Origin of the sequence: Acidovorax sp. CF316, from assembly GCF_000276605.1 — a bacterium.
Lineage (GTDB): Bacteria > Pseudomonadota > Gammaproteobacteria > Burkholderiales > Burkholderiaceae_C > Acidovorax.
Genome location: NZ_AKJX01000095.1, coordinates 31,569 through 52,534 on the forward strand (window position 1 = coordinate 31,569; position 20,966 = coordinate 52,534).

Here is a 20,966-nt window from a genome sequence, read left to right on the forward strand (position 1 = left end):
GCGTGGCAGTGGTCAGGAAGCCCCGTGGCTGGGCATGAGGTGCTCGGGCCGGATGCGGATGGCCACCTGCTGGCCCTGGCGGGCCGGGTGGTCGCGGGGCACGTCGGCCTGCAATGGGGCCTGGCCCGCCAGGGCCAGGGTGAGCTGCACACGCTCGCCCAGGAAGCTGCGGCGCGCCACGTCGGCGCGGGCCCAGCCATCGCCTTCTGCGGGGCCTGGCTGCACCTCGATGTCCTCGGGCCGCACCAGCAGCACGGTGTCGGCGGCGCAGGCCGGGGGGCAGGGCAGGTCGGTGCCGCCCAGGGGCAGCACCTGGCGCTGGCGTGCCGCCTCGTCGCGCCGCAGCCGGTTCACCCTGCCCAGGAAGGCCGCCACGAAGGGGTGGGCCGGCGTGCGGTACAGCGTCTCGCCATCGCCGACCTGCACGATGCGGCCGGCCTGCATCACCGCCAGGCGGTCGGCAATGGCCAGCGCTTCCTGCTGGTCATGCGTGACGTGGATGGCCGTGATGTGCAGGCGGCGCAGCAGCTCGGCCAGCTCGTCGCGCAGCGACTCCTTGAGCTTGGCGTCCAGCGCGGTCAGGGGCTCGTCGAGCAGCAGCACGCGCGGCCGCACGGCCACCGCGCGCGCCAGGGCCACGCGCTGGCGCTGGCCACCCGACAGCTCGGCGGGGCGCTTGCCCTCCAGCCCGTTCAGGCGCACCAGGTCCACCAGCTCGCCGACCACGCGGCGCTGCTCGGCCGCATCGGTGCCGCGGATGCGCAGGCCGTAGCCGATGTTGGCGGCCACCGTCATCTGCGGGAACAGTGCGTAGTGCTGGAACACCATGCCGATGCCGCGCTGCTCGATGGGCAACTGCGTCACGTCCGTGCCGCCAAAGGCGATGCGGCTGCCCGCGTCGGGCGACTCCAGCCCGGCGATCAGGCGCAGCAGCGTGGTCTTGCCACAGCCCGAGGGGCCCAGCAGGGCCAGCACCTCGCCGGGCTCCACCGTGAGGTCGGTGGGCTGCAGGCCGCGCGTGCCGTCGGCATAGGTCTTGGCGCAGTGGACCACGTCCACGCGCGTGCGTTCAAGTTCCATGGTGTTTCTCGATGAGGCTGCCGAGGGCCTGCAGGCCCCACAGCACGGGCAGGATGACGATCAGGAAGACCAGCGTGTAGGCCGAGCCGATCTCGATGCGCATGGAGGCATAGCTGTCGGCCAGGCCCACGGGCAGGGTGCGCGTGAGCGGGGTGTGCAGCATCCAGGTGAGGTTGAATTCGCCCACCGAGAGCGTGAACACCATCAGGCTGCCCGCCACGATGGCCGGCAGCACGGCGGGCACCAGCACCCCGAGGGAGCGCTGCGTGAAGCTGGCGCCCAGCGAGCGCGCAGCTTCTTCGAGCGAGCGCAGTTCGTCCTTCTGGAAGGCCGCGCCCACGGTGCGCACCATGAAGGGCAGGGTGAACACCATGTGCCCGACGAGGATGAAGGCGAAGCTCTGGCGAAAGCCCGAGAGCGTGCCGTAGGCCAGGATCAGCGCCAGCGCGCTGGCCAGCCCCGGCACGGCCACGGGCAGGGTCAGCAGCTCCTCCAGCAGCCGTGCCCAGCGCGAGCGGCTGCGCGCCAGCGCATAGGCGCAGGGCACGCCGACGAGCAGGTTGCCCGCCACGCACAGCAGCGCCAGCAGCAGCGAGGCGCCCACGGTGCCGCCATAGTTCTCCCAGACCTCGCCGAGCCAGCGCAGCGTGAGGCCGCTTTGGAGGCCCGCGCTGTAGTTGTTCACCAGCCCGGCCAGGACCGACAGCGCAATCGGCGCCAGCATGAACAGGGCCACCAGCGCGGTGAGCGCCACCAGGGACCAGGGGGCTTGTCGTGCGTTTCTCATCATGGATGCTTCAGAAGGCCGAGGTGCCGGATGCGCGGCGCGCCGCCCAGAGCACCAGCCAGGTGATCAGCCCCAGCGTGATCGACAGGCTGGCCGCCAGCGCGAAGTTGGCGTAGTTGGTGAACTCGTTGTAGATGGTGATGGGCAGCACCTCGAACTTGCTGGCCAGGGTGAAGGCCGTGCCGAAGGCCCCCATGGCGGTGGCGAAGACGATGGCGCCGCAGCCCAGCGTGGTGGCGGCCAGCTCGGGCAGCCACACGTCGCGCGCCACGCGCCAGCGCGAGGCACCGAGCGAGCGCGCGGCCTCCTCCAGCGCGGCGTCCATGGCGCTTGCCGCCGCGGTGTAGGTGGCGATCGCGCGTGGCAGCGAGAAATACAGGTAGGCCAGGAACAGGCCCGTGAGCCCGTAGGCAAAGGTGGTGCGGCCCGCGCCCAGCGCGTCCGACAGGTCGGCCACCAGCCCCTGGCGTCCGCCCAGCAGGATCATGAAGAAGCCCACGATGACGCCCGGGAAGGACAGCGGCAGCGTGAGCAGCGACAGCAGCAGTTGCCGCCCGCGAAAGCGCTGGCGCGCCAGCGTGATGCCCACCAGCGCACCGAGCACCAGCGTGGCCAGCGTGACGGGGAGCGACAGGCCCAGCGTCTGCAGCAGGCTCTGCAGGTAGCGGGCGTTGGTGAGTACCGCGAAGTAGGTGGCCCAGCCCTTGCCGGCCGGCAAGGCCAGCAGCAGGGCCACGGGCAGCAGCCAGAAGGCCGCGAAGAAGGCCACGGCCGGCGCGGCGCAGGCGAGCAGCAGCGTGCGCGAGGGAGCGAAGCCGTGGCGCATGGCGCTTACTTCACTTCAGCGAGGTAGCGATCGGAGAAGGCCTTCTGCACGGCAGCCATGCGGCCATAGTCCACCGTCTTGGCACGCGCATAGTCGCTGGCGGGCAGGAAGCGCACCTGCACTTCCTTGGGCATGGCGCTGGCGCGCACGGGGCGCAGGTAGGCATTGGCCCACAGGGCCTGGCCTTCGTCGGAGAGCACGAAGTCCAGCACCTTTTTGCCATCGGCGGCATGGGGGGCGCCGGCCACCAGGCCCATCACGTAGGGCACCACCAGCGTGCCTTCGGCGGGGATCACGAACTGCACGTTGGCCTTGTCCTTGTACTTGGCGCGGTAGGCGTTGAAGTCGTAGTCCAAAAGGATCGCGATCTCGCCCGAGAGCACGCGCGCATACGAGGTCTGCTTGGGCACGATGGGCTCGTTCTTCTGCAGGGCCTTGAAGTAGTCGATGCCAGGGGCGAAGTTCTCCAGCGTGCCGCCGCGCGCCTGGTTGGCGGCCACGGCGCCCACATAGCCCACGAAGGCCGAGGCCGGGTCCAGGTAGCCGATCAGGCCCTTGTAGTCGGGCTTGAGCAGGTCGGCCCACGATTGCGGCACGGGCTTGCCCTTGAGCGCATCCACGTTGACCATGAAGCCGAGGGTGCCCGAATGGATGCTGAACCAGTGGCCAGCCGGGTCCTTGAGGCCATCGGGGATGTCCTTCCATGCGGCCGGCTGGTAGGGCGCGATCAGGCCGTCCTTGTGCGCCTGGATCGCAAAGGTCACGCCCAGGTAGGTCACGTCGGCCACGGGGCTGGCCTTCTCGGCCGCGAGCTGCGCGAGCGACTGGCCCGAGTTCTTGTTGTCCGGTGGCACGGTGATGCCGGTCTTGGCCTTGATGGCCTTGATCTGGCTGCCCCAGTCGGCCCATTCGGGCGGGCAGTTGTAGCAGATGGCCGTCTGGGCCATGGCTGCGCCGCTGGCGGCCAGGCCCAGGGCGAGCGCGGCGGCGCGCATGAAATGGGTGAGCGGAAGGGTCATCGGGAACTCCTGTGGAGAGAGGTGGCGGGGGAGGTGGACGAAGGACGGATCAGGCAGGGGCGCAGGACTCACCGGTGCGAAAGTGGTGTGCCAGGGTTAGCCCGGCGTCGGGTGCCAGCGGCGTGCCGCTGGCCATGGCCTGCACCAGCAGCTGCACGCTGCAGCGGCCGATATCGGCGTTGGGCTGGGCCACGGTGCTCAGCATGGGGGTCAGGTCTTCGCCCAGGGCGATGCCGTCGAAACCCGCCACGCTCAGGTCGCGCGGCACGGCCAGGCCGGCCAGGTGGGCGGCGCGGATGCTGCGGATGGCCAGCAGGTCGTTGGAGCAGACCAGGGCTGTGGGGCGACCAGGGCCTTGCAGCAGGGCCGTGACATCCTGCACCGCGGTTTCGATGAAGGGCACCTCGCGCACCGGCCCTGCGGGCAGGCCGGCGGCGGCCATGCCGAGGTGAAAGCCCCGGCTGCGCTGCTGCGCCCGGTCCGATGCGGCGAGCTGGCCGCTGACCATGGTGATGCGCCGGTGCCCGAGCGATGCCAGGTGCGCCACCAGTTCGGCCACGGCCTGCTCGCCATCCACCGAGACGCAGGGGTGGTCCGGGTGCCGGTTGTAGGCCAGCACGTAGGGCAGGCCGGCTTCGGCCAGGCGCTGCAGTGCGCTCGACGTGGCCGGGTTGGAGACCACGAGGACCATGCCGTCCACGTTGCCGGCCAGGAGCAGGTGCACGGCCCGGTCTTCCTGGGCGAGCTGGTACTCGGTGGCAAACGGCAGGATGGCGTAACCGGCGGCGACGGCCGCTTGCGCAAGGCCCTGCAGGCATTCGGCGAACACCGGGTTGAGCAGGGTGGGCAGCACCACGCCGATCACGCGGCTGCGCTGGGTGCGCAAGGTGCGCGCACTGGCGTTGGGCAGGTAGCCCAGGGCCTGGGCCACCTGCTGCACATGCTCGCGCGTGGCCGGCGTCACCTTGTCGGGCAGGTTGAAGACCCGCGACACGGTGGCGACCGACACCCCCGCCTGGCGGGCAACGTCCTGGATGCTCATGGAACCTCGTTGCAATGTAAACGTTTACATTGGAGCGAAGCCGTGTGACGCGCGTGTGACCGAGTGCCAGGGCCGGGCCATGCAAAACGGCCCTCGAGAGGGCCGTTCAGGAATGCGGGAGCAGGGGGGCGGCTACTTCGCTTTCTTCATCCGCAGCAGCTCGTCGAGCACCAGGCACACCGCGCCTACGGTGATGGCCGAGTCCGCCAGATTGAAGGCCGGGAAGTGCCAGCCGCGTGCGTAGAAGTCCAGGAAGTCGACCACGTAGCCGTGCATCAGCCGGTCCACCACGTTGCCCACGGCACCGCCCAGGATGCTCGACAGCGCAAAGCAGAACAGCTTCTGTTCCGGATGCGCACGCAGCTGCCACACGATGAACAGGGTGGCGGCCACGCCGATGCCGGTGAAGGCCCAGCGCTGCCAGCCCCCGGCATCGGCCAGGAAGGAGAAGGCCGCGCCCGTGTTGTGCGCGCGCACGATGTTGAAGAAGCTGGTGATGGGGGTCGCGTCGCCCAGGCGGTAGGCATCCAGGATCAGCGACTTGGTGATCTGGTCGGCGACCAGGATCACCAGCGCCCAGGCCAGCCAGGGCCACATGCGGCCCAGGGCCGAGGTGGGGGTGCTGCTTGCTGCTGCCATCACGCGTGCACCCGGCTTTCGCCGGCGCCATACAGGTTGCTCGTGCAGCGGCCGCAGATCGTCGGGTGGGCGGCATCCTGGCCCACGTCGGCGCGGTAGTGCCAGCAGCGGTCGCACTTGGCGTCGGCGCTGGGCTTGACGCTGATCTGCAGGGCACCGCCGGCCACCAGCTCGACGGCCGAGGTGATGAACACGAAGCGCAGGTCCTCGCCCAGGCTGGCCAGCAGGGAGTGGTCCTCGGGCGCTGCGGTGAGTACCACGCTGGCCTGCAGCGACGAGCCCACCTGGCCGTCGGCCCGCAGCACCTCGATCTGCTTGTTCACCCCATCGCGGATCTCGCGCAGGCGCGCCCACTTGGCCAGCAGGCCTTCGTCGGCACCAGCGATGGAGCCGTAGGTCTCCACGAAGATGGAGTCGGAGGCGCCGAACACTTTCCACGCCTCTTCGGCCGTGAACGACAGGAACGGCGCCATCCAGCGCAGCATGGCGTGCGTGATCTGGTAGAGCGCGGTCTGCGCGCTGCGGCGTGCCAGGCTCTTGGGCGCCGTGGTGTACAGGCGGTCCTTGAGCACATCAAGGTAGAAGCCGCCCAGGTCTTCCGAGCAGTACAGCTGCAGCTTGGCAACCACGGGGTGGAATTCGTAGACCTTGTAGTGCGCGAGCACCGTGGCCTGGAACTCGGCCGCACGCGTCAGCGCATAGCGGTCGATCTCCAGCATCTGGTCGAAAGGCACGGTGTCGGTGGCAGGGTCGAAATCGCTCACGTTGGCCAGCAGGAAGCGCAGCGTGTTGCGGATGCGGCGGTAGGCGTCGACCACGCGCGCGAGGATCTTCTCGTCGCCCGCGATGTCGCCTGAGTAGTCGCTGGCGGCCACCCACAGGCGGATGATCTCGGCGCCCAGCTTCTTGTTGATCTCCTGCGGGTCGATGCCGTTGCCCAGCGACTTGCTCATCTTGCGGCCCTGGCTGTCCACGGTGAAGCCGTGGGTCAGCAGGCCGCGGTAGGGCGCGCGGCCTTCCAGCGCGCTGGCCAGCAGCAGCGAGCTGTGGAACCAGCCGCGGTGCTGGTCATGGCCTTCCAGGTACAGGTCGGCCTCGGGGCCGGTGTCGTGGTGCACGTTGGGGTGCGTGCCGCGCAGCACGTGGAAGAAGGTGGAGCCGGAGTCGAACCACACCTCCAGGATGTCCGTGCTCTTGGTGTAGCAGGCTGCGTCCTCGGCGCCCAGGATCTCCTCGGGCGTCACGCGGCTCCAGGCCTCGATGCCGCCCTTCTCGACGATGTCGGCCGCCTGGTCCATGATCTCCATGGTGCGCGGGTGCAGCTCGCCCGAATCCTTGTGCAGGAAGAAGGGGATGGGCACGCCCCAGCTGCGCTGGCGCGAGATGCACCAGTCGGGCCGCCCGGAGATCATGTCGTGCAGGCGGGTCTTGCCGTTCTCGGGGTAGAAGCTGGTGTGCTCGATGGCGTCCAGCGCGATCTGGCGCAGCGTCTTGGCGGGCTTCTCGCCGGCCTTGGTGAACACGCCTTCGCCCTCGTCCATGCGGATGAACCACTGCGCGGCTGCGCGGTAGATCACCGGCGTCTTGTGGCGCCAGCAGTGCGGGTAGCTGTGGGTGATGTCCTTGGTGGCCATGAGGCGGCCGGCGTTGCGCAGCGCCTCGATGATCACGGGCACGGCCTTCCAGATGTGCTGGCCGCCGAACAGCGGGAAATCGGCCGCATAGGTGCCGTTGCCCTGCACGGGGTTCAGGATGTCCTCGAGCGCGAGGCCATGGGCGCGGCAGGAGTTGAAGTCCTCCAGCCCGTAGGCGGGCGAGGAGTGCACGATACCGGTGCCATCATCGGCCGTGGCGTAGTCGGCCAGGTAGACGGGCGAGAGGCGGCGGTAGCCGGCATCGACGTCGTACAGCGGGTGCTCGAATTCCAGCCCGCCCAGGTTCTTGCCGGCCGTGGTGGCCAGCACCTGGCCGGTGAGGCCATAGCGCTCCAGGCACGAGGCCACGAGCGGCTCGGCCACGAGCAGCAGGCGCTCGCCGGCATCCACCAGCGCATAGCTGATCTCGGGATTCAGGTTCAGCGCCTGGTTGGCGGGGATGGTCCAGGCGGTCGTGGTCCAGATCACCACGAAGGCATCCTTGGCCAGCGCCGGCAGGCCGAAGGCGGTGGCCAGCTTGGCGGGCTCGTGCGCCTTGAAGGCCACGTCCAGCGTGGTGCTCTTCTTGTCGGCGTATTCGATCTCGAACTCGGCCAGCGAGCTGCCGCAGTCGAAGCACCAGTACACGGGCTTGAGGCCGCGGTACACGAAGCCGCGCTCCATCACGCGCTTGAACGCACGGATCTCGCCCGCCTCGTTGGCGAAGTTCATGGTCTTGTAGGGGTTGTCCCATTCGCCGAGCACGCCCAGGCGCTGGAAGTCGCCCATCTGCTGCGCGATCTGTTCCGTGGCGTAGGCGCGGCTCTTGGCCTGCATGTCGTCGCGGCTCAGGTTGCGGCCGTGCTTCTTCTCGATGGCGTTCTCGATCGGCAGGCCATGGCAGTCCCAGCCGGGCACGTACAGCGCGTCGAAGCCCTCGAGCTGGCGCGCCTTGGTGATCATGTCCTTGAGGATCTTGTTGACCGCGTGGCCCATGTGGATCTGGCCGTTGGCATAGGGCGGGCCGTCGTGCAGGATGAACTTGGGCGCGCCGCAGCGCGCGTCGCGCAGGCGCTTGTACAGGCCCTTGTCCTCCCACTCCTTGACCCAGCCCGGCTCGCGCTTGGGCAGGTCGCCGCGCATGGGGAAGGGGGTGTCGGGCAGGTTCAGGGTGCTGCGGTAATCCGGGGCGGTGGATTCGGTGGTACTGGCGTTGTCGGACATGGGGGAGCCTTAAAACGGGGCATTCCGGGGCAGGCCCGGAGCAAAAGCGGGAAGAAAGAAGGGGTGTGGGGAGGTATCCGGCCTGCAGGGCAGGCGCTGCGCAGGCAGCCCCCTCAAATTCGGTCGCGCGTGGTCTGGCGCCGGGTCTCGGTGTGGTTGGTGGGTGCGTGGGCCGACGCGAAATAGGCGCGCGCATCCGCACAGTCCTTGGCAATGCCCGTCGTCAGGGCATCCAGACCGTCGTACTTGAGCTCGTCGTGCAGTTTGTGCAGCAGTTCCACCCGCACGATTTTACCGTACGCCCCTTCGGCCCCCAGATCGGCGGGCCATTGCAGGCAATGCGTCTCCAGCAGCACGCGCCCGCCGTTCACGTCGTCGGGGTCCAGCGAGGGGCGAACGCCCAGGTTGGCCACGCCCGGCAGCGGGGTCTCGCCCAGGCCGTGCACGAGCACGGCGAAGATGCCGCTGGCGGCGGGTTTCCAGTGGGCAAAGCGCAGGTTCAGCGTGCGAAAACCGTCGCCCGCACCCTCGGCCGTGGCACCCAGTTCGCGCCCGAGCTTGCGGCCATGCACCACGTGGCCCGAGATGGAGTACGGCCGGCCCAGCAACCGGGCGGCGGCCTCCATGTCGCCCTGGCCCAGCGCCTGGCGCACGGCCGAACTCGACACGCGCAGCCCGTGCACCTCGTAGCTGTTCATGCGTGCCACGTCGAAGCCCCGGGTCTGGCCCGTGGCGTCCAGCAGCGCGTAGTCGCCCGCGCGCTGGGCGCCGAAGCGGAAGTCGTCGCCCACCAGCACATAGCGCGCGCCCAGACCCCGGACCAGCACCTCGTCGATGAAGGCCTGGGGCGACTGGGCGGCCAGCCGCGCGTCGAAGGGCAGGACCACCGTCTGCTGCACCCCGCAGCGTGCCAGTTCGGTGAGCTTGTCGCGCAGGGTGCCTATGCGCGCGGGTGCCAGCTCGGGCTTGTGCAGGGCCCCGGCAAAGTAGTCGCGCGGGTGGGGCTCGAAGGTCAGCACGCAGCTCTCCACCCCGCGATGGGCGGCCTCGCTGTTGAGTAGGGCCAGCATGGCCTGGTGGCCGCGGTGCACGCCATCGAAGTTGCCGATGGTCAGCGCGCAGGCGGGGGCGATGCCGGGGTGGTGGAATCCGCGGAAGATCTTCATTGATTTGTTATCTTTTTGATAGCAGCTTGGGCCGATGGGTAAAGCACCAGACGCCAATCTGTCACGAAAACAGAGTATATTGTGTACCACGGACTTCACAGCGCAGTGGGGTCCGCGAGACATCCGCGTTCCGATTCCTTGTGTTCATTCTTGTTCCAGGAGGCGTGTTTTGAAGGTCTTGAAGCTGTCAGCCCAGGGGCTGCCCCAGTCGTGGATATCGCTGGAGCAGGCCGTCACCCATTACGCAGCCGGCGAAGTGCGCTGGGAGTCCGGCGGCGAGGTCGCGCTTTTTCGCGGCGGCTACAACGCCGTCACGGGCGAGCAGTCGGTGATCGCCGTCAACAGCATCATCGGCACCAAGGGCGTACCCAGCATCAACCCCTTCGACCTCAAGCCGGGCCTGACCAACAGCAAGCTCTTCATCCGCGACCGCAACGTGTGCGCCTACTGCGGCGGGCATTTCCACGAAGACAACCTCACGCGCGAACACATCGTGCCCTTCGCGCGCAACGGACAGGACCACTGGATGAATGTGGTCACGGCCTGCCGCCCCTGCAACCACCGCAAGGGGCCGCGCACCCCGGAGCAGGCGCACATGCCGCTGCTCTACGCGCCCTACGTGCCCAGCCTGTGGGAAGACTTCATCCTGCGCAACAGAAGAATTCTTGCAGACCAGATGGAATTCCTGATGGCACACGTCCCCAAGTCCTCTCGTCTGTTGGCTTAGTTGGCGGAGCGGCCAATACGACCCCGCTGGCGTCGTTGCTCCGTCTTGCCGTACTTTCAGTACTGTCTGCGACGGAGCGCCTAGCCATCGAGGCCGTCTTGGCCACTCTTGGGGTAAATGCAAACCCCAGGTGCTTTTCTTAGTAGGTGAACTCCAGGAACACCAAGTGACCGCTGGCTGCGGGCCAGGTCTGTCCCACCACCCGCTCGCCATTGAACTGCGCGGCCACGCTGCGCTGGGCCGCCCCTTCGGGCTTGATCTTGGCCGAGGCCGCGCCGGCGCCGGCCGGCACGCCCACGGGGGGCACACCGTCGAACAGCATCTGGTCGCGCTCAGGGTCCAGGTAGCCGCGGGGGCGCGTCATGCTGACCACGCTGGCGGCGGTCTTGTCGGCATCGGCGATACGCTCGGCGCGCAGGTGCACGATGGTGCTGCTGCGCGGAAAGCCGCTGCGGTAGATGTGGGTGGTGGCGTAGCCGGGTGCGGTGATGGCGAACTCGAGCGGTGCGCCGGTGGGCACCACCAGGGGGCCCCACTGGCCATCGGCCGCCACGGTGGTGCGCAGCAGGGCGTTGCCGCTGCGGGCACCCGTGGCCGGGTCGGTGGCATAGACCTCCAGCTGGGCGCCGGGCAGGGGCAGGTTGTTGCTGAAATTGCCGGTCTTGGCATCGAGCGGGTCCACGCCCAGGCCGGTGACCTTGCCCGACAGGGCCACACGCGCCTCATTGGCAATGACGGCTGCCGCAGGTGCCTTGCCGGTAATGAACTGGTAGGCGGCTGCAAACGCGGCCTGCGAGTACGAGGTCTCGCGGTGGTCGATGCGCGGGAGCACCACGTTGGTCGCGCCCTTGAGCTCGGGGCCGGCCGCCGTGACATTCGTGGCCGTGCCCTTCTGGCCGATCCACAGGCCGTCGGGCTGGGCGAACTTGTCGTTGCCGTCCGAGCGCACGGTCAACCAGCGCACGGGGCCGGTGACCTCATCGCCTGCGGCGTTCTTGGGCGCGTTCAGGCCCTTGAGGAAGGGGCCGGTGCCCGCGAACTCGTTGCCTTCGCGAAAGCCCGGGATCGCCCAGACGCCATGGTTGGGCGTGCCGCCCAGAATGGCATGGCTCACGGTCTGGTCGCCGCCGCCGTTCTGGATGTAGTTGCGGATCGCATTGCCGCCACGCGAGTTGCCGATCAGCACCACCTTGCTGGCGCCCGTGGCCTGGCGCACCTTGTCCACCTCGGCCTTGAGGTAGGCCATGTGCTCGGCCGCCGAGGTGCGGCCGGGCTGGGCTTTGCCGTCGTCGTCACGGTTGAGCGGGTAGGGCACGTCGATGGCGTGCAGGCGCTCGCGCGGCCAGCCGTTGGACTCGAAGCGCCACGCCGTGGTCTGCCACAACGCCGCCGTGTCGCCGTTGCCATGCACGAAAACGATGGGCGGCAAGGCTTCTTGTGACGAGCCGGAGGTGGCGCAGCCCGTGAGGGCCAGCGCGGCAGTGGCTGCGGCGATCAGTGCCAAGCGGCGTTGCAGGGAAATCATCGTCGTCATCGTCATCGTGTTCTTCTCCAGAAATGAAAAATGCCCGTGGACCGGGTGATCCACGAGCATGTCATGCGGGTGTTACGTGCCTGCGTCAGGCAAACACGCCAGCCGTGTCCTGCATGCGGGCCGACACCTCGCCCAGGTGGTGCAGCGTGTCGCCAAAGGCCATTTCCAGCTGCGTGAGTTTCTTGAAGTAGTGGCTGCCGATGTACTCGTCGGTCACGCCGATGCCGCCGTGCAGCTGCACCGATTGCTGGCCCACGAAGCGCATGGACTGGCCCAGCTGCACCTTGGCGCGGGCCATGGCCGCGCGGCGCTCGGCGGCGGGGGCACCCAGCTTGAGGCTGGCGTAATAGCTCATCGAGCGGGCCAGCTCGAGCTGCATCTTCATGTCGGCCACGCGGTGGCGCAGGGCCTGGAAGCTCGAGATCAGCACGCCGAACTGCTTGCGCTGGTTCATGTACTCCACCGTGGCGGCCACGGTCTTGTCCATCACGCCCACGGCTTCGGCGCAGGTGGCGGCAATGCCGGTGTCCACGGCCAGTTCCAGCGCGGCCAGGCCGTCGGTGGTGACCAGGGTGGCGGGGGCATTGGCCAGTTGCACTTCGGCGGCGCGGCTGCCGTCCTGCGTGACGTAGCCCTTCGTGGCCACGCCGCTGGCCGAGCGCTCCACCAGGAACAGCGCGATCTTGCCGTCCAGCTGGGCCGGTACGAGGAAGGCGTCGGCCTGGTCGCCCGCGGCGACGATGCTCTTGGTACCGGTCACGCTGTGGCCACCGGCGGCTGCCGTGGCCTTGGCATCGCACACATCCAGGCGGTAGCGCGCCTTGCGCTCCTGCTGGGCCAGCACCACCAGGGCTTCGCCGCTGGCCACGCGGGGCAGCCAGGCGCCCTGCACCTCGGCCGGTGCATACTGCGACAGCACGGCACTGGCGATGAAGGCCTGTGCCAGGGGCTCGAGCACCATGCCGCGTCCCAGTTCCTCGGCCACCACCATCGCATCGATGGCGGTCTGGCCCAGGCCGCCGTTGTCCTCAGGCACGGTCAGTGCCGTCAAGCCGAGCTCGGCCAGTTCATTCCAGGCGTCGCGCGAGAAGCCACCGGCCTCCACCGCCGCACGGCGGCGCTCGAAGCTGTAGCCCTTGTCCACCCACTTGCGCACGGCGTCGCGCAGCTGTTCCTGGTCGTCGGAAAAATCGAAATCCATGCTCTTGTCTCCTTAGCCCAGAACCGTCTGCGCAACGATGTTGCGCTGCACTTCGTTCGAGCCGCCGTAAATGGTGGTCTTGCGCAGGTTGAAGTAGGTCGATGCCAGGGGCGCATTGGCCACCTCGCCGCCAGGGAAATCGCCTTGCCAGCCGGCTTCCATGGCTTCCTCGATGAAGGGCAGTGCGAAGGGGCCGGCCGCCAGCATCATCAGCTCGGCATAGCGCTGCTGGATCTCGCTGCCGCGGATCTTGAGCAGGCCGGCGATGTCGAGCGAGTTCTTGCCCGACTTTTCGGCCGACAGCACGCGCAGCACCAGCATTTCGAGGGCCACGATGTCCACTTCGAGCAGGGCCACCTGGTCGCGAAAGCGCGTGTCATCCCACAGGCCTTCGGCCTTGGCGATGCGCTTCAGACGCTCCAGCTCGCGCTTGCTGCGGTTCACGTCGGCAATGTTGGTGCGTTCGTGGCTCAAGAGGTGCTTGGCGTAGGTCCAGCCCTTGTTCTCTTCGCCGATCAGGTTCTCGGCCGGCACTTCGACGTTGTCGAAGAACACCTCGTTGACCTCGCACTCGCCGTCCAGCAGCTTGATCGGGCGCACGGTCACGCCGGGCGACTTCATGTCCAGCAGCAGGAAGGAGATGCCGGTCTGCGGCTTGCCCTCGGTGCTGGTGCGCACCAGGTTGAACATCCAGTCGCCGTACTGGCCCAGCGTGGTCCAGGTCTTCTGGCCGTTGACGATGTACTTGTCGCCCACGCGCTCGGCGCGGGTCTTGACCGAGGCCAGGTCCGAGCCCGAGCCCGGTTCGCTGTAGCCCTGGCTCCACCAGACTTCGCCGCTGGCGATGCCGGGCAGAAAGCGCTTTTGCTGCTCGGCATTGCCGAAGGCCATGATCACCGGGGCCACCATCACGGGGCCGAAGGGGATGATGCGCGGTGCGCCGGCGAGGGCGCACTCTTCTTCGAACAAATGCTTTTGCACGGCGGTCCAGCCGGGGCCGCCGAATTCCTTGGGCCAGCCAAAGCCGAGCCAGCCCTTCTTGCCCAGTATCTTGGCCCAGCCCTGCAGGTCGTCTCGGGTCAGGCGCAAGGCGTTGTGCACCTTGTGGGAAATGGCGGGGGGCAGATTGCTGCGGACCCATGCGCGAACTTCGTCGCGGAAGGCCTGTTCTTCGGGGGTGAATGCGAGATCCATGCGGCTTGTCTCCTGAGAAGTCCTGTTTGTAGCACGGTCGTTCGTTTTATTCCTGTCCGGGTGGCGACATCGCCTGCGCCGCCGGGGCGATGCCCAGCTCGGCGCACAGCCGCTCGACCGTGGCGCGCAGGCCCGCTACCTCGGTCTCCAGCGCCTGGACACGGGCCTGCAGCGCGGTCGTTGCGCCGCCGCCAGGGGTGGGCGCGCCGGCACTGCTGCTGGTGTCCACTGCCCCGCACAGCAAGTGCGCCCAGCGCTGCTCGCGCGCCCCGGGGGCCCGCGGCAGCAGCACCACCAGCGGGCCGCCCTTTTCGGCGCTGCGCTCCTGCAGTTCGTCCAGGAAGGCCTCGACCGATGAAATGTCGGCAAACCGGTACCAGCGCTCGGCGTTGATGCGCAGCTCGCCCGCCGTCTGGGGCCCGCGCAGCATGAGCAGGCCCAGCAGCACGGCCGATTGTTCGGGCACGCCCACGCCGCGCTGGAAATTGTGCTCCCAGCGCGTGGTGCGGTTGCCGCTGGTCTCGAACGCCAGGGTGAGCTGGCGCAGGGAGTCGAGCGCCTCCTGCGCCTCGGCGTCGCTCAGGTTCATCACCGGCTCGCGGCTGGTCTTCTGGTTGCAGCCCGTGAGCAGGCCGTTGAGCGACATCGGGTAGCTGTCGGGCACGGTGCGGGCCTTTTCCATCAGCGTGGCCAGCACGCGGGCCTCGTTCGCGGTCAGGGGGCGGTTTGCGGGTTCGAAGGGCATGGCAGGGATAATCCGGGGTTGAGCGTCGTCGTGCAATTTATGAAGAACATCGTGATTTTGATCTCCGGCAGCGGTTCCAACATGGCTGCCATCGTGCGCACCGCGCAACAGGAAGACTGGGCCCGGCGCCACGGCGCCCGCGTGGCCGCCGTGCTGAGCAACAAGGCCGACGCCGCGGGGCTGGCGTTTGCACGCGGCGAAGGCATTGCCACCGAGGCGCTCGACCACAAGGCCTTCGAGAGCCGGGAGGCGTTCGATGCCGCGCTGGCGCAGGCCATCGACCGGTACCAACCCGCGCTGGTGGTGCTGGCCGGCTTCATGCGCATTCTCACCCCGGGCTTCGTGGCACGCTATGCCGGCCGGCTGATCAACATCCACCCCTCGCTGCTGCCGGCGTTCACGGGGCTGAACACCCACCAGCGGGCCATCGACGCCGGCTGCAAGGTCGCCGGGGTCACCGTGCACCAGGTCACCGATGAGCTGGACGTGGGCCCGATCCTGGACCAGGCGGTGGTTCCCGTGCTGCCGGGTGACACGGCCGATGTGCTGGCGGCCCGGGTGCAGGCGCAGGAGCATGTGATCTACCCGCGTGCCGTGCGGGCGTTCGTGGCAGCTCTGGCCTGATCGCGTTCAGAGGGTGCGCACCACCTGGGCCTCGCTGCTTTCCAGCAGGTCCTGGGCCAAAGCCGTCTGGTGCGAGTCGCTCGGGTGCGCCACCACCACCCATTGGCGCTTGCGCAGGGCGGACCGCACCCGGACGATGACCCAGATGCGGTCGGGCCGCAGCGCGGCCAGTGCGCCCAGCATGAGGCCGAAGGTGCTGCCGAAACCCACGATGGCCATGAAGGCCAGCAGGGGGTTGCTGAGCACCGCGGGTTCGTTGGTGGCCACCAGGTAGGTAAATGCCAGCAGGCCCAGCACCGCACCGGTGAGCCCGGCGATGGCGTGCGCGCGGACCAGGGTGGTGAACAGGCCACGGGGCTGTGGCTCCAGGGCTTTGCTGAGCAGGTCCTGGGCGCGCAGGTCGGCATGCTCGGGGCCCAGCAGGCGGATTTGCTCCCGCTGCATGCCGGGCAGCCGCAGCAGTCGGCGAACGGCGATGTCCGCCTCCGTTTCGCGGGCAAACAGCCCGACGACCTTGGTCAGCGATTTTTCGCCGAACATTCCTTGCAGAAGATAGTCCATGGTGTGCTCCGGGTCGTGTGCACACGGCGATGCGGCGCATGCAATGCCCCTGTCCGGGGCTGGCGGTAGGGTCCCGCGGTCAGCCGGTGGCGGCATGGGGCAAGTGGGTCATGGCTTTGAAGATAGCCCGGAGCGGGTGCCCGGGCTGTAGGACTTTGCGGCGTGGCGGCGCAAGTGCAGGCCCTGCAAGCCGCCCCCCCCGTGCCTGCCGTCAGGCCAGTGCGCTCAGCGTGCTGCCCGAGGGCGACCAGGCGCCAGCGGCGGTCTCGTACTGGCTGCGCGCCAGCTGGGCCAGCTTCACCAGGTCCGTCTTTTGCCCGCCCTCCGGCGACTGGCTGCTGGCGCTGGCGTTGCTGAACTGGCGGGTCAGCTGGTCGACGAAGGCCTGGGCCTCCTCGCTGCCGATGCTGTTGTCGCCATCGGTGTCGATGGCCTTGAACAGCGCCGCGACCGCATCCGTCTGGGCCGCACCCGCCGCCTGCTCGGCGGCAGAGACCACGCCATCCTCGTTGGTATCGAGCGGGTCGTAGGTCGTGCTGTTGCTGGCGGAGGCCCCGGCAGGCCCCCCGGGGCCGCCCGGCGGTGGCGGCGGCATGCCGCCCACGGCGCCCGCGCCGGCCCCGCCCGAAGGCCGCCCCGCGTCGAATTCGGCCTCCGAGAGGCTGCCGTCGCCATCCGCATCGAGCTGGCTGAACAGCTCGTCGCTGCTGACACCGGTCTTGCTGGCCGTGCCGCCGGACATCTTTTCGAGCAAGGCCTGCAGCTCGGTCTGGCCCACGCCGCCGTCGCCATCGGTGTCCACCTTGCCGAACAGGTCGTCTCCCGCCTGGCCCGTGGCCCCCGTGCCGCCGGTGTCGCTGCGCGACTGGGCAAAGGCCATGGTCGAGGGGGGCGGGGGCATGGCGCTCTGCAGCGTCTTGCCCAGTTCGTCGGCGTTGAGGCTGCCGTCGCCGTCGCTGTCGTACTGCTTGACCAGGTCGGCAGCACTGGCCTGGCTGCTGACACCGGTCTTCTTGGCGACATCGTCCAGCAGTCCCTGCAGTTCGGTGTCGCTCACGCCGCCGCTGCCGTCGGCGTCTATCTTGGCCAGCAGCCGCTCCGGCGAGGGCGCCGGGCGTTGCGCCCGCTGCACGCTTGCACTGGACCAGGCACTGCTGACGCTGCTTGTGATGCTCGTCATCGTCGTTCCTTCCAAGGGTTGCGGGCCGCGGCCCGTGCTCCCCGGGGTGGCGAACAACGCCGGCCATGGCCCAGGTCCATTCTTCAAAGGCCAGGTCAAGGCGGTTTGTACGGTTTGTGTCCATGGGGACACAATGGAGGGCATGATCGGCCGAACTGGCAGGCCAATGCCTGCCAGTTCGGCGGTTTGGCCCCGGTGGTCGGTGCAGGTCGCCGGTTCAGGGGTGGGCCGGGGGCCGGGAAAGGTCCTCGTCGGCGCATTTTTCGAAGCGCGGGCGCATGCGGCCATCGATCAGCACTGCTTCGGAGAACATGGCCGCCGGGCGCACCCACAGGCCGCGCTGGCCGTACAGCGCGCGGTACAGCGTCATGGGCTCAAGGGTCTCGCTGTGGCGCACGGTGTCGATCACCTCGTAGAGCATGCCCTTGTAGTGGCGGTACAGACCGGGCGGAGTGGGGGTGAATTGGGGCAGGTCGTCGTCGGTCATTTAGGATGGCAGGTGGTCAAAAAACAAGGTTGAGGGGGAAATCCAGTGGATCAGGCAGATTTTGTGCACCTGGTGCGCATGAGCGAGCATGACAGCGCAGACAACAGCCGCCGGTACCGGCTTGGCGTGGCTGCGTTCGCCGCGCTGGGCTATGCCTGGGTGCTCGGTTGCCTGGCCGTGGGCGCCGGTCTGATCGCCTGGGCCCTGCCGCAGCTGCTCAATGGCCGGTTTCGGCTGGTGCTGGTGTTCGTTCTGCTGGGTGCGGCTAGCCTGCTGTGGGTGAGTATCCGCGCCCTCTGGGTGCGCGTGGACGAGCCCAAGGGCATGGAGATCACAGCGCTGGAGGCGCCCGAGCTGTTCGAGGCCCTGGAGCGCATGCGCCGCAAGATCAAGGGCCCGCCCATCCACCATGTGTACCTGAACGACGAATTCAACGCCAGTATCCAGCAGTTGCCGCGCTATGGGCTGCTGGGCGGCGCCGTGAACTACCTGACCATCGGCCTGCCGCTGCTGCTGGCGCTGGACCGGCCGCGCTTTATGGCCGTGCTGGCGCACGAATACGGCCACCTGCGCGGCGACCATGGCCGGTTTGCGGCCTGGATCTACCGCACCCGGCTGTCCTGGATGCGCCTGAACAGCAGCCTGGAGGACGACGAAGGCGCCGTGGCTGTGGCCACCCAGGCCTTCATGCGCTGGTATTTTCCCCGCTTCGTGGCCAAGACCTTCGCGCTGGCGCGCCAGGACGAATACGAGGCCGACCGCATCGCCGGCAAGCTGCTCGGGCGCGACGTTGCCGCCGCCGCGCTGATCGAGATCGAGGTGCGCGGCGAGTGGCTGCACGACAATTTCTGGGGCGGTCACTGGAGCGAGGCTGCCGGCAATCCCTTGCCCGTGGGGCCCTACCGGGCCATGCGCAAGCGCCTGTCCGAAGTGCCGGAGGCCGCGTTTGCCAACGATGCGCTGCGCCAGGCGCTCAAGCGCATCAGCAATGTGGACGACACGCACCCGGGCCTGCGCGATCGCCTGGAAGCGCTGGACGCCGTGCCCACCCTGCCGGCCGAGTGGTCGCGCGGAGGGGCCCTGGCCCTGCTGGGCTCCGAGGCCAAGCGCTGGGTGGCGCATTTCGACAAGCAATGGTGCCGCGACAACGCGGGCGAGTGGAAGCGCCACCACGGCTGGCTGGGCAGGGTGCGCGACCGTGCCCAGGTCCTGCAGGCCGGCATGCCCCAGGCCAGTGCCGCGGAACTGGTGGAGCTGGCGCGCCTGCAACGCCACCTGGACCCGCGGGCCGATGTGCGCGGCGTTTACGAGACCGCGCTGGCGCGCAGCACCGACTACCCGGGTGCGCTGCGCGGGCTGGTGCAGTGCCTGGCGCCCGAGGACCGCGAGGGCAAGATGGCCCTGCTGCACCGCCTGTGGGAGGCCGGCAGCGGCGACCGCTACTGGACCGCGCGCACCGCGCTGGCCGAGCTGGAAACCCCGCGCCTGGGCCACGACCACGATGCCGCCGCCTTCAAGCAGTGGCGCAAACGGCTCGAGCGCGCCCAGGAGTCCGAGGAGCGTGCCTGGGAGGAACTCTCGGGCGCCTCTTTCTTCAGCCAGACCACGCGCCACGACCTGAGCCCCTTCGAGCTCGAGGAATTGCAGGCCGAGCTGGTGCGCTATTCCGATGTGGAGCGTTGCTGGCTGGTGCGCAAGAACCTGCGCGAGCACCCCCAGCGCCGCGCCTACCTGGTCTTCGTGGACCTGCCCGACCTGGACGATGGCAGCCGCTACCAGCTGTGCCGCGCCATGGAGCGCCAGCTCAGCCTGCCCGGCCCTGCCCTGGTGCTGTGGGCCGGCGAATCGCCCACGCTGAAAGAGATCCAGCGTTCTGCTTTCGATCCGGTATTCACCCGTTGAAAGGGCCGGCGAAAGCCGAAATCAAGGGTTTACAGGCCAGAGTGGGACAATAGAGGGGATATGCATCCCAAAGTTCTTCTCGACGCCTGTGCCGAACTCGTCAGGCTGACCCTCACTTTCGAACACCCCGCCGATGCGGTGGTGTCGCGCTTTTTCCGTGACAACCGGGGCCTGGGGCCGCGCGAGCGTGCCACGCTGGCCGAAACGGTCTACACCGTGCTGCGCAAGAAGCTGCTGTTCGACCACATGGCGCCCTCGGGCTCCGGCCCCCGGGAGCGCCGCCTGGCCATCCTGGGTTTCTACGGCCCGCGCGATTTCCTTCTGGGCGCCCTGACCGATCAGGAAAGGAAGTGGCTCGAACAGTGTGATGGCGTGACCGCCGACGACCTCATGGAGCGCCACCGCCACAACCTGCCCGAGTGGCTGGTGCAGCCGCTCAAGGACCAGCTGGGCGCGGGCTTCTGGCCGCTGGTGGAAAGCCTGTCGAACGCCGCGCCGCTGGACTTGCGCGTGAATGCCCTGCAGGACAAGCGCGCCGATGTGCAAAAGGAACTCGCCAAGGCGGGCATCAAGGCCGTGCCCACGCCGTACTCCCCCTGGGGCCTGCGCATCGACGGCAAGCCGGCGCTGGCCAAGCTCGACGTGTTCACGCGCGGCGCCGTGGAAGTGCAGGACGAAGGCTCGCAGCTGCTGGCCCTGCTGCTGGACGCCAAGCGCGGTGAGATGGTGGTCGACTTCTGCGCCGGCGCGGGCGGCAAGACCCTGGCCATCGGTGCCACCATGCGCAACACCGGGCGCCTGTACGCCTTCGACGTGTCGGGCCACCGGCTCGACGCCCTGAAGCCGCGCCTGGCGCGCAGCGGGCTGTCCAATGTGCACCCGGCCGCCATTGCGCACGAGCGCGACGACCGCATCAAGCGCCTGGCCGGCAAGATCGACCGGGTGCTGGTCGATGCGCCCTGCTCGGGCCTCGGTACCCTGCGCCGCAATCCCGACCTCAAGTGGCGCCAGTCGCCCCAGTCGGTCGAGGAACTGGTCGCCAAGCAGACCGCCATCCTGGCCAGCGCAGCGCGCCTGCTCAAGTCGGGTGGCCGGCTGGTGTATGCCACCTGCAGCATCCTGCCGCAGGAAAACGAGGCGATTGCGGACGCCTTCACGGCCGCCCACCCCGATTTCGTGCCGCTGGATGCAGGCGACGCGCTCAGCCAGCTCAAGGTGGAAGGTGCCGAAAAATTGTGCAGCGGCGGTGCCTCGGGCACTGGTTATCTGCGCCTGTGGCCCCATGTCCACCAGACCGACGGGTTCTTTGCTGCGGGCTGGACAAGGAAGTAAGCACCCCCTGAGTCGCTTCGCGCCTTCCCCCTCTCTCATATTGCTTCGCAATCTGGGGGGGG

19 protein-coding genes are annotated in these 20,966 nt (G+C 68.5%); 4 read left to right on the forward strand and 15 right to left on the reverse strand.

Annotated features, from left to right (window positions below; genetic code table 11):
* Positions 1-12 precede the first annotated feature (12 nt).
* The 8 genes from PMI14_RS08740 to PMI14_RS08775 form a co-directional block, all read right to left on the reverse strand.
* Complete coding sequence (locus PMI14_RS08740; RefSeq protein WP_007852867.1) at positions 13-1,080, reverse strand: ABC transporter ATP-binding protein; 1,068 nt, start codon at positions 1,078-1,080, stop codon at positions 13-15.
* Positions 1,070-1,870: an ABC transporter permease gene (locus tag PMI14_RS08745; protein ID WP_007852869.1), complete on the reverse strand. Its 801-nt coding sequence runs from the start codon at positions 1,868-1,870 to the stop codon at positions 1,070-1,072. The genes PMI14_RS08740 and PMI14_RS08745 overlap by 11 nt, the downstream gene beginning before the upstream one ends.
* Before the next feature lie 7 nt (positions 1,871-1,877).
* A complete protein-coding gene (locus PMI14_RS08750; protein WP_007852872.1) occupies positions 1,878-2,693 on the reverse strand; it encodes an ABC transporter permease in 816 nt (271 codons plus the stop codon).
* Between the two features lie 5 nt (positions 2,694-2,698).
* A complete protein-coding gene (locus PMI14_RS08755) occupies positions 2,699-3,712 on the reverse strand; it encodes an ABC transporter substrate-binding protein (protein ID WP_007852873.1) in 1,014 nt (337 codons plus the stop codon).
* A 49-nt stretch (positions 3,713-3,761) separates the two neighbouring features.
* Complete coding sequence (locus tag PMI14_RS08760) at positions 3,762-4,754, reverse strand: LacI family DNA-binding transcriptional regulator (RefSeq protein WP_007852876.1); 993 nt, start codon at positions 4,752-4,754, stop codon at positions 3,762-3,764.
* 132 nt (positions 4,755-4,886) lie between these two features.
* Positions 4,887-5,393 carry a signal peptidase II gene (gene lspA / locus PMI14_RS08765; RefSeq protein ID WP_007852878.1) on the reverse strand — a complete coding sequence of 169 codons (507 nt, stop codon included), beginning with the start codon at positions 5,391-5,393 and terminating at the stop codon, positions 4,887-4,889.
* The gene (gene ileS, locus PMI14_RS08770) at positions 5,393-8,251 is read right to left on the reverse strand and encodes an isoleucine--tRNA ligase (protein WP_007852880.1); all 2,859 of its coding nucleotides are present in this window, start codon (positions 8,249-8,251) and stop codon (positions 5,393-5,395) included. Before ileS ends, lspA begins: the two co-directional genes overlap by 1 nt.
* A gap of 113 nt (positions 8,252-8,364) precedes the next feature.
* On the reverse strand, positions 8,365-9,417 hold the full coding sequence (locus tag PMI14_RS08775; protein ID WP_007852883.1) for a bifunctional riboflavin kinase/FAD synthetase: 1,053 nt from the start codon (positions 9,415-9,417) through the stop codon (positions 8,365-8,367).
* Positions 9,418-9,586: 169 nt separating this feature from the next.
* On the opposite strand from PMI14_RS08775, the gene PMI14_RS08780 reads away from it, so the two are divergent.
* A complete protein-coding gene (locus tag PMI14_RS08780) occupies positions 9,587-10,144 on the forward strand; it encodes an HNH endonuclease (protein WP_007852885.1) in 558 nt (185 codons plus the stop codon).
* A gap of 139 nt (positions 10,145-10,283) precedes the next feature.
* Here the strand turns inward: PMI14_RS08780 and PMI14_RS08785 are convergent, their stop codons facing one another.
* From PMI14_RS08785 to PMI14_RS08800, 4 genes are all read right to left on the reverse strand, one after another.
* The gene (locus tag PMI14_RS08785) at positions 10,284-11,684 is read right to left on the reverse strand and encodes an alpha/beta fold hydrolase (RefSeq protein ID WP_007852892.1); all 1,401 of its coding nucleotides are present in this window, start codon (positions 11,682-11,684) and stop codon (positions 10,284-10,286) included.
* 79 nt (positions 11,685-11,763) lie between these two features.
* The gene (locus PMI14_RS08790; protein WP_007852896.1) at positions 11,764-12,879 is read right to left on the reverse strand and encodes an acyl-CoA dehydrogenase family protein; all 1,116 of its coding nucleotides are present in this window, start codon (positions 12,877-12,879) and stop codon (positions 11,764-11,766) included.
* A gap of 12 nt (positions 12,880-12,891) precedes the next feature.
* Positions 12,892-14,073 (reverse strand): acyl-CoA dehydrogenase family protein, encoded by a 1,182-nt coding sequence (locus PMI14_RS08795; protein ID WP_007852898.1) that lies wholly within the window; start codon positions 14,071-14,073, stop codon positions 12,892-12,894.
* A 46-nt stretch (positions 14,074-14,119) separates the two neighbouring features.
* A complete protein-coding gene (locus PMI14_RS08800; RefSeq protein ID WP_007852900.1) occupies positions 14,120-14,818 on the reverse strand; it encodes a YceH family protein in 699 nt (232 codons plus the stop codon).
* Positions 14,819-14,857: 39 nt separating this feature from the next.
* Between PMI14_RS08800 and purN the strand changes: the two genes are divergently transcribed.
* On the forward strand, positions 14,858-15,442 hold the full coding sequence (gene purN / locus PMI14_RS08805; protein ID WP_007852901.1) for a phosphoribosylglycinamide formyltransferase: 585 nt from the start codon (positions 14,858-14,860) through the stop codon (positions 15,440-15,442).
* 6 nt (positions 15,443-15,448) lie between these two features.
* Here the strand turns inward: purN and PMI14_RS08810 are convergent, their stop codons facing one another.
* From PMI14_RS08810 to PMI14_RS08820, 3 genes are all read right to left on the reverse strand, one after another.
* A complete protein-coding gene (locus PMI14_RS08810) occupies positions 15,449-16,003 on the reverse strand; it encodes a hypothetical protein (protein WP_007852902.1) in 555 nt (184 codons plus the stop codon).
* A 211-nt stretch (positions 16,004-16,214) separates the two neighbouring features.
* The gene (gene xopAW / locus PMI14_RS08815) at positions 16,215-17,183 is read right to left on the reverse strand and encodes a XopAW family type III secretion system calcium-binding effector (RefSeq protein ID WP_007852904.1); all 969 of its coding nucleotides are present in this window, start codon (positions 17,181-17,183) and stop codon (positions 16,215-16,217) included.
* Between the two features lie 217 nt (positions 17,184-17,400).
* A complete protein-coding gene (locus PMI14_RS08820; protein ID WP_007852906.1) occupies positions 17,401-17,670 on the reverse strand; it encodes a DUF1653 domain-containing protein in 270 nt (89 codons plus the stop codon).
* Between the two features lie 45 nt (positions 17,671-17,715).
* On the opposite strand from PMI14_RS08820, the gene PMI14_RS08825 reads away from it, so the two are divergent.
* Both PMI14_RS08825 and PMI14_RS08830 read left to right on the forward strand, forming a co-directional pair.
* Positions 17,716-19,572, forward strand: a complete 1,857-nt coding sequence (locus tag PMI14_RS08825) for a M48 family metallopeptidase (RefSeq protein WP_007852911.1) — start codon at positions 17,716-17,718, stop codon at positions 19,570-19,572.
* A gap of 60 nt (positions 19,573-19,632) precedes the next feature.
* Positions 19,633-20,904: an RsmB/NOP family class I SAM-dependent RNA methyltransferase gene (locus PMI14_RS08830; RefSeq protein ID WP_007852917.1), complete on the forward strand. Its 1,272-nt coding sequence runs from the start codon at positions 19,633-19,635 to the stop codon at positions 20,902-20,904.
* Positions 20,905-20,966 lie beyond the last annotated feature (62 nt).

Excerpts from the sequence above, each read along its gene's own strand:
- PMI14_RS08740 (WP_007852867.1), bottom strand. The coding sequence starts at position 1,080 with ATGGAACTTGAACGCACGCGCGTGGACGTGGTCCACTGCGCCAAGACC.
- PMI14_RS08745 (WP_007852869.1), bottom strand. The coding sequence starts at position 1,870 with ATGATGAGAAACGCACGACAAGCCCCCTGGTCCCTGGTGGCGCTCACC.
- PMI14_RS08750 (WP_007852872.1), bottom strand. The coding sequence starts at position 2,693 with ATGCGCCACGGCTTCGCTCCCTCGCGCACGCTGCTGCTCGCCTGCGCC.
- PMI14_RS08755 (WP_007852873.1), bottom strand. The coding sequence starts at position 3,712 with ATGACCCTTCCGCTCACCCATTTCATGCGCGCCGCCGCGCTCGCCCTG.
- PMI14_RS08760 (WP_007852876.1), bottom strand. The coding sequence starts at position 4,754 with ATGAGCATCCAGGACGTTGCCCGCCAGGCGGGGGTGTCGGTCGCCACC.
- lspA (WP_007852878.1), bottom strand. The coding sequence starts at position 5,393 with ATGGCAGCAGCAAGCAGCACCCCCACCTCGGCCCTGGGCCGCATGTGG.
- ileS (WP_007852880.1), bottom strand. The coding sequence starts at position 8,251 with ATGTCCGACAACGCCAGTACCACCGAATCCACCGCCCCGGATTACCGC.
- PMI14_RS08775 (WP_007852883.1), bottom strand. The coding sequence starts at position 9,417 with ATGAAGATCTTCCGCGGATTCCACCACCCCGGCATCGCCCCCGCCTGC.
- PMI14_RS08785 (WP_007852892.1), bottom strand. The coding sequence starts at position 11,684 with ATGACGATGACGACGATGATTTCCCTGCAACGCCGCTTGGCACTGATC.
- PMI14_RS08790 (WP_007852896.1), bottom strand. The coding sequence starts at position 12,879 with ATGGATTTCGATTTTTCCGACGACCAGGAACAGCTGCGCGACGCCGTG.
- PMI14_RS08795 (WP_007852898.1), bottom strand. The coding sequence starts at position 14,073 with ATGGATCTCGCATTCACCCCCGAAGAACAGGCCTTCCGCGACGAAGTT.
- PMI14_RS08800 (WP_007852900.1), bottom strand. The coding sequence starts at position 14,818 with ATGCCCTTCGAACCCGCAAACCGCCCCCTGACCGCGAACGAGGCCCGC.
- purN (WP_007852901.1), top strand. The coding sequence starts at position 14,858 with ATGAAGAACATCGTGATTTTGATCTCCGGCAGCGGTTCCAACATGGCT.
- PMI14_RS08810 (WP_007852902.1), bottom strand. The coding sequence starts at position 16,003 with ATGGACTATCTTCTGCAAGGAATGTTCGGCGAAAAATCGCTGACCAAG.
- xopAW (WP_007852904.1), bottom strand. The coding sequence starts at position 17,183 with ATGACGAGCATCACAAGCAGCGTCAGCAGTGCCTGGTCCAGTGCAAGC.
- PMI14_RS08820 (WP_007852906.1), bottom strand. The coding sequence starts at position 17,670 with ATGACCGACGACGACCTGCCCCAATTCACCCCCACTCCGCCCGGTCTG.
- PMI14_RS08830 (WP_007852917.1), top strand. The coding sequence starts at position 19,633 with ATGCATCCCAAAGTTCTTCTCGACGCCTGTGCCGAACTCGTCAGGCTG.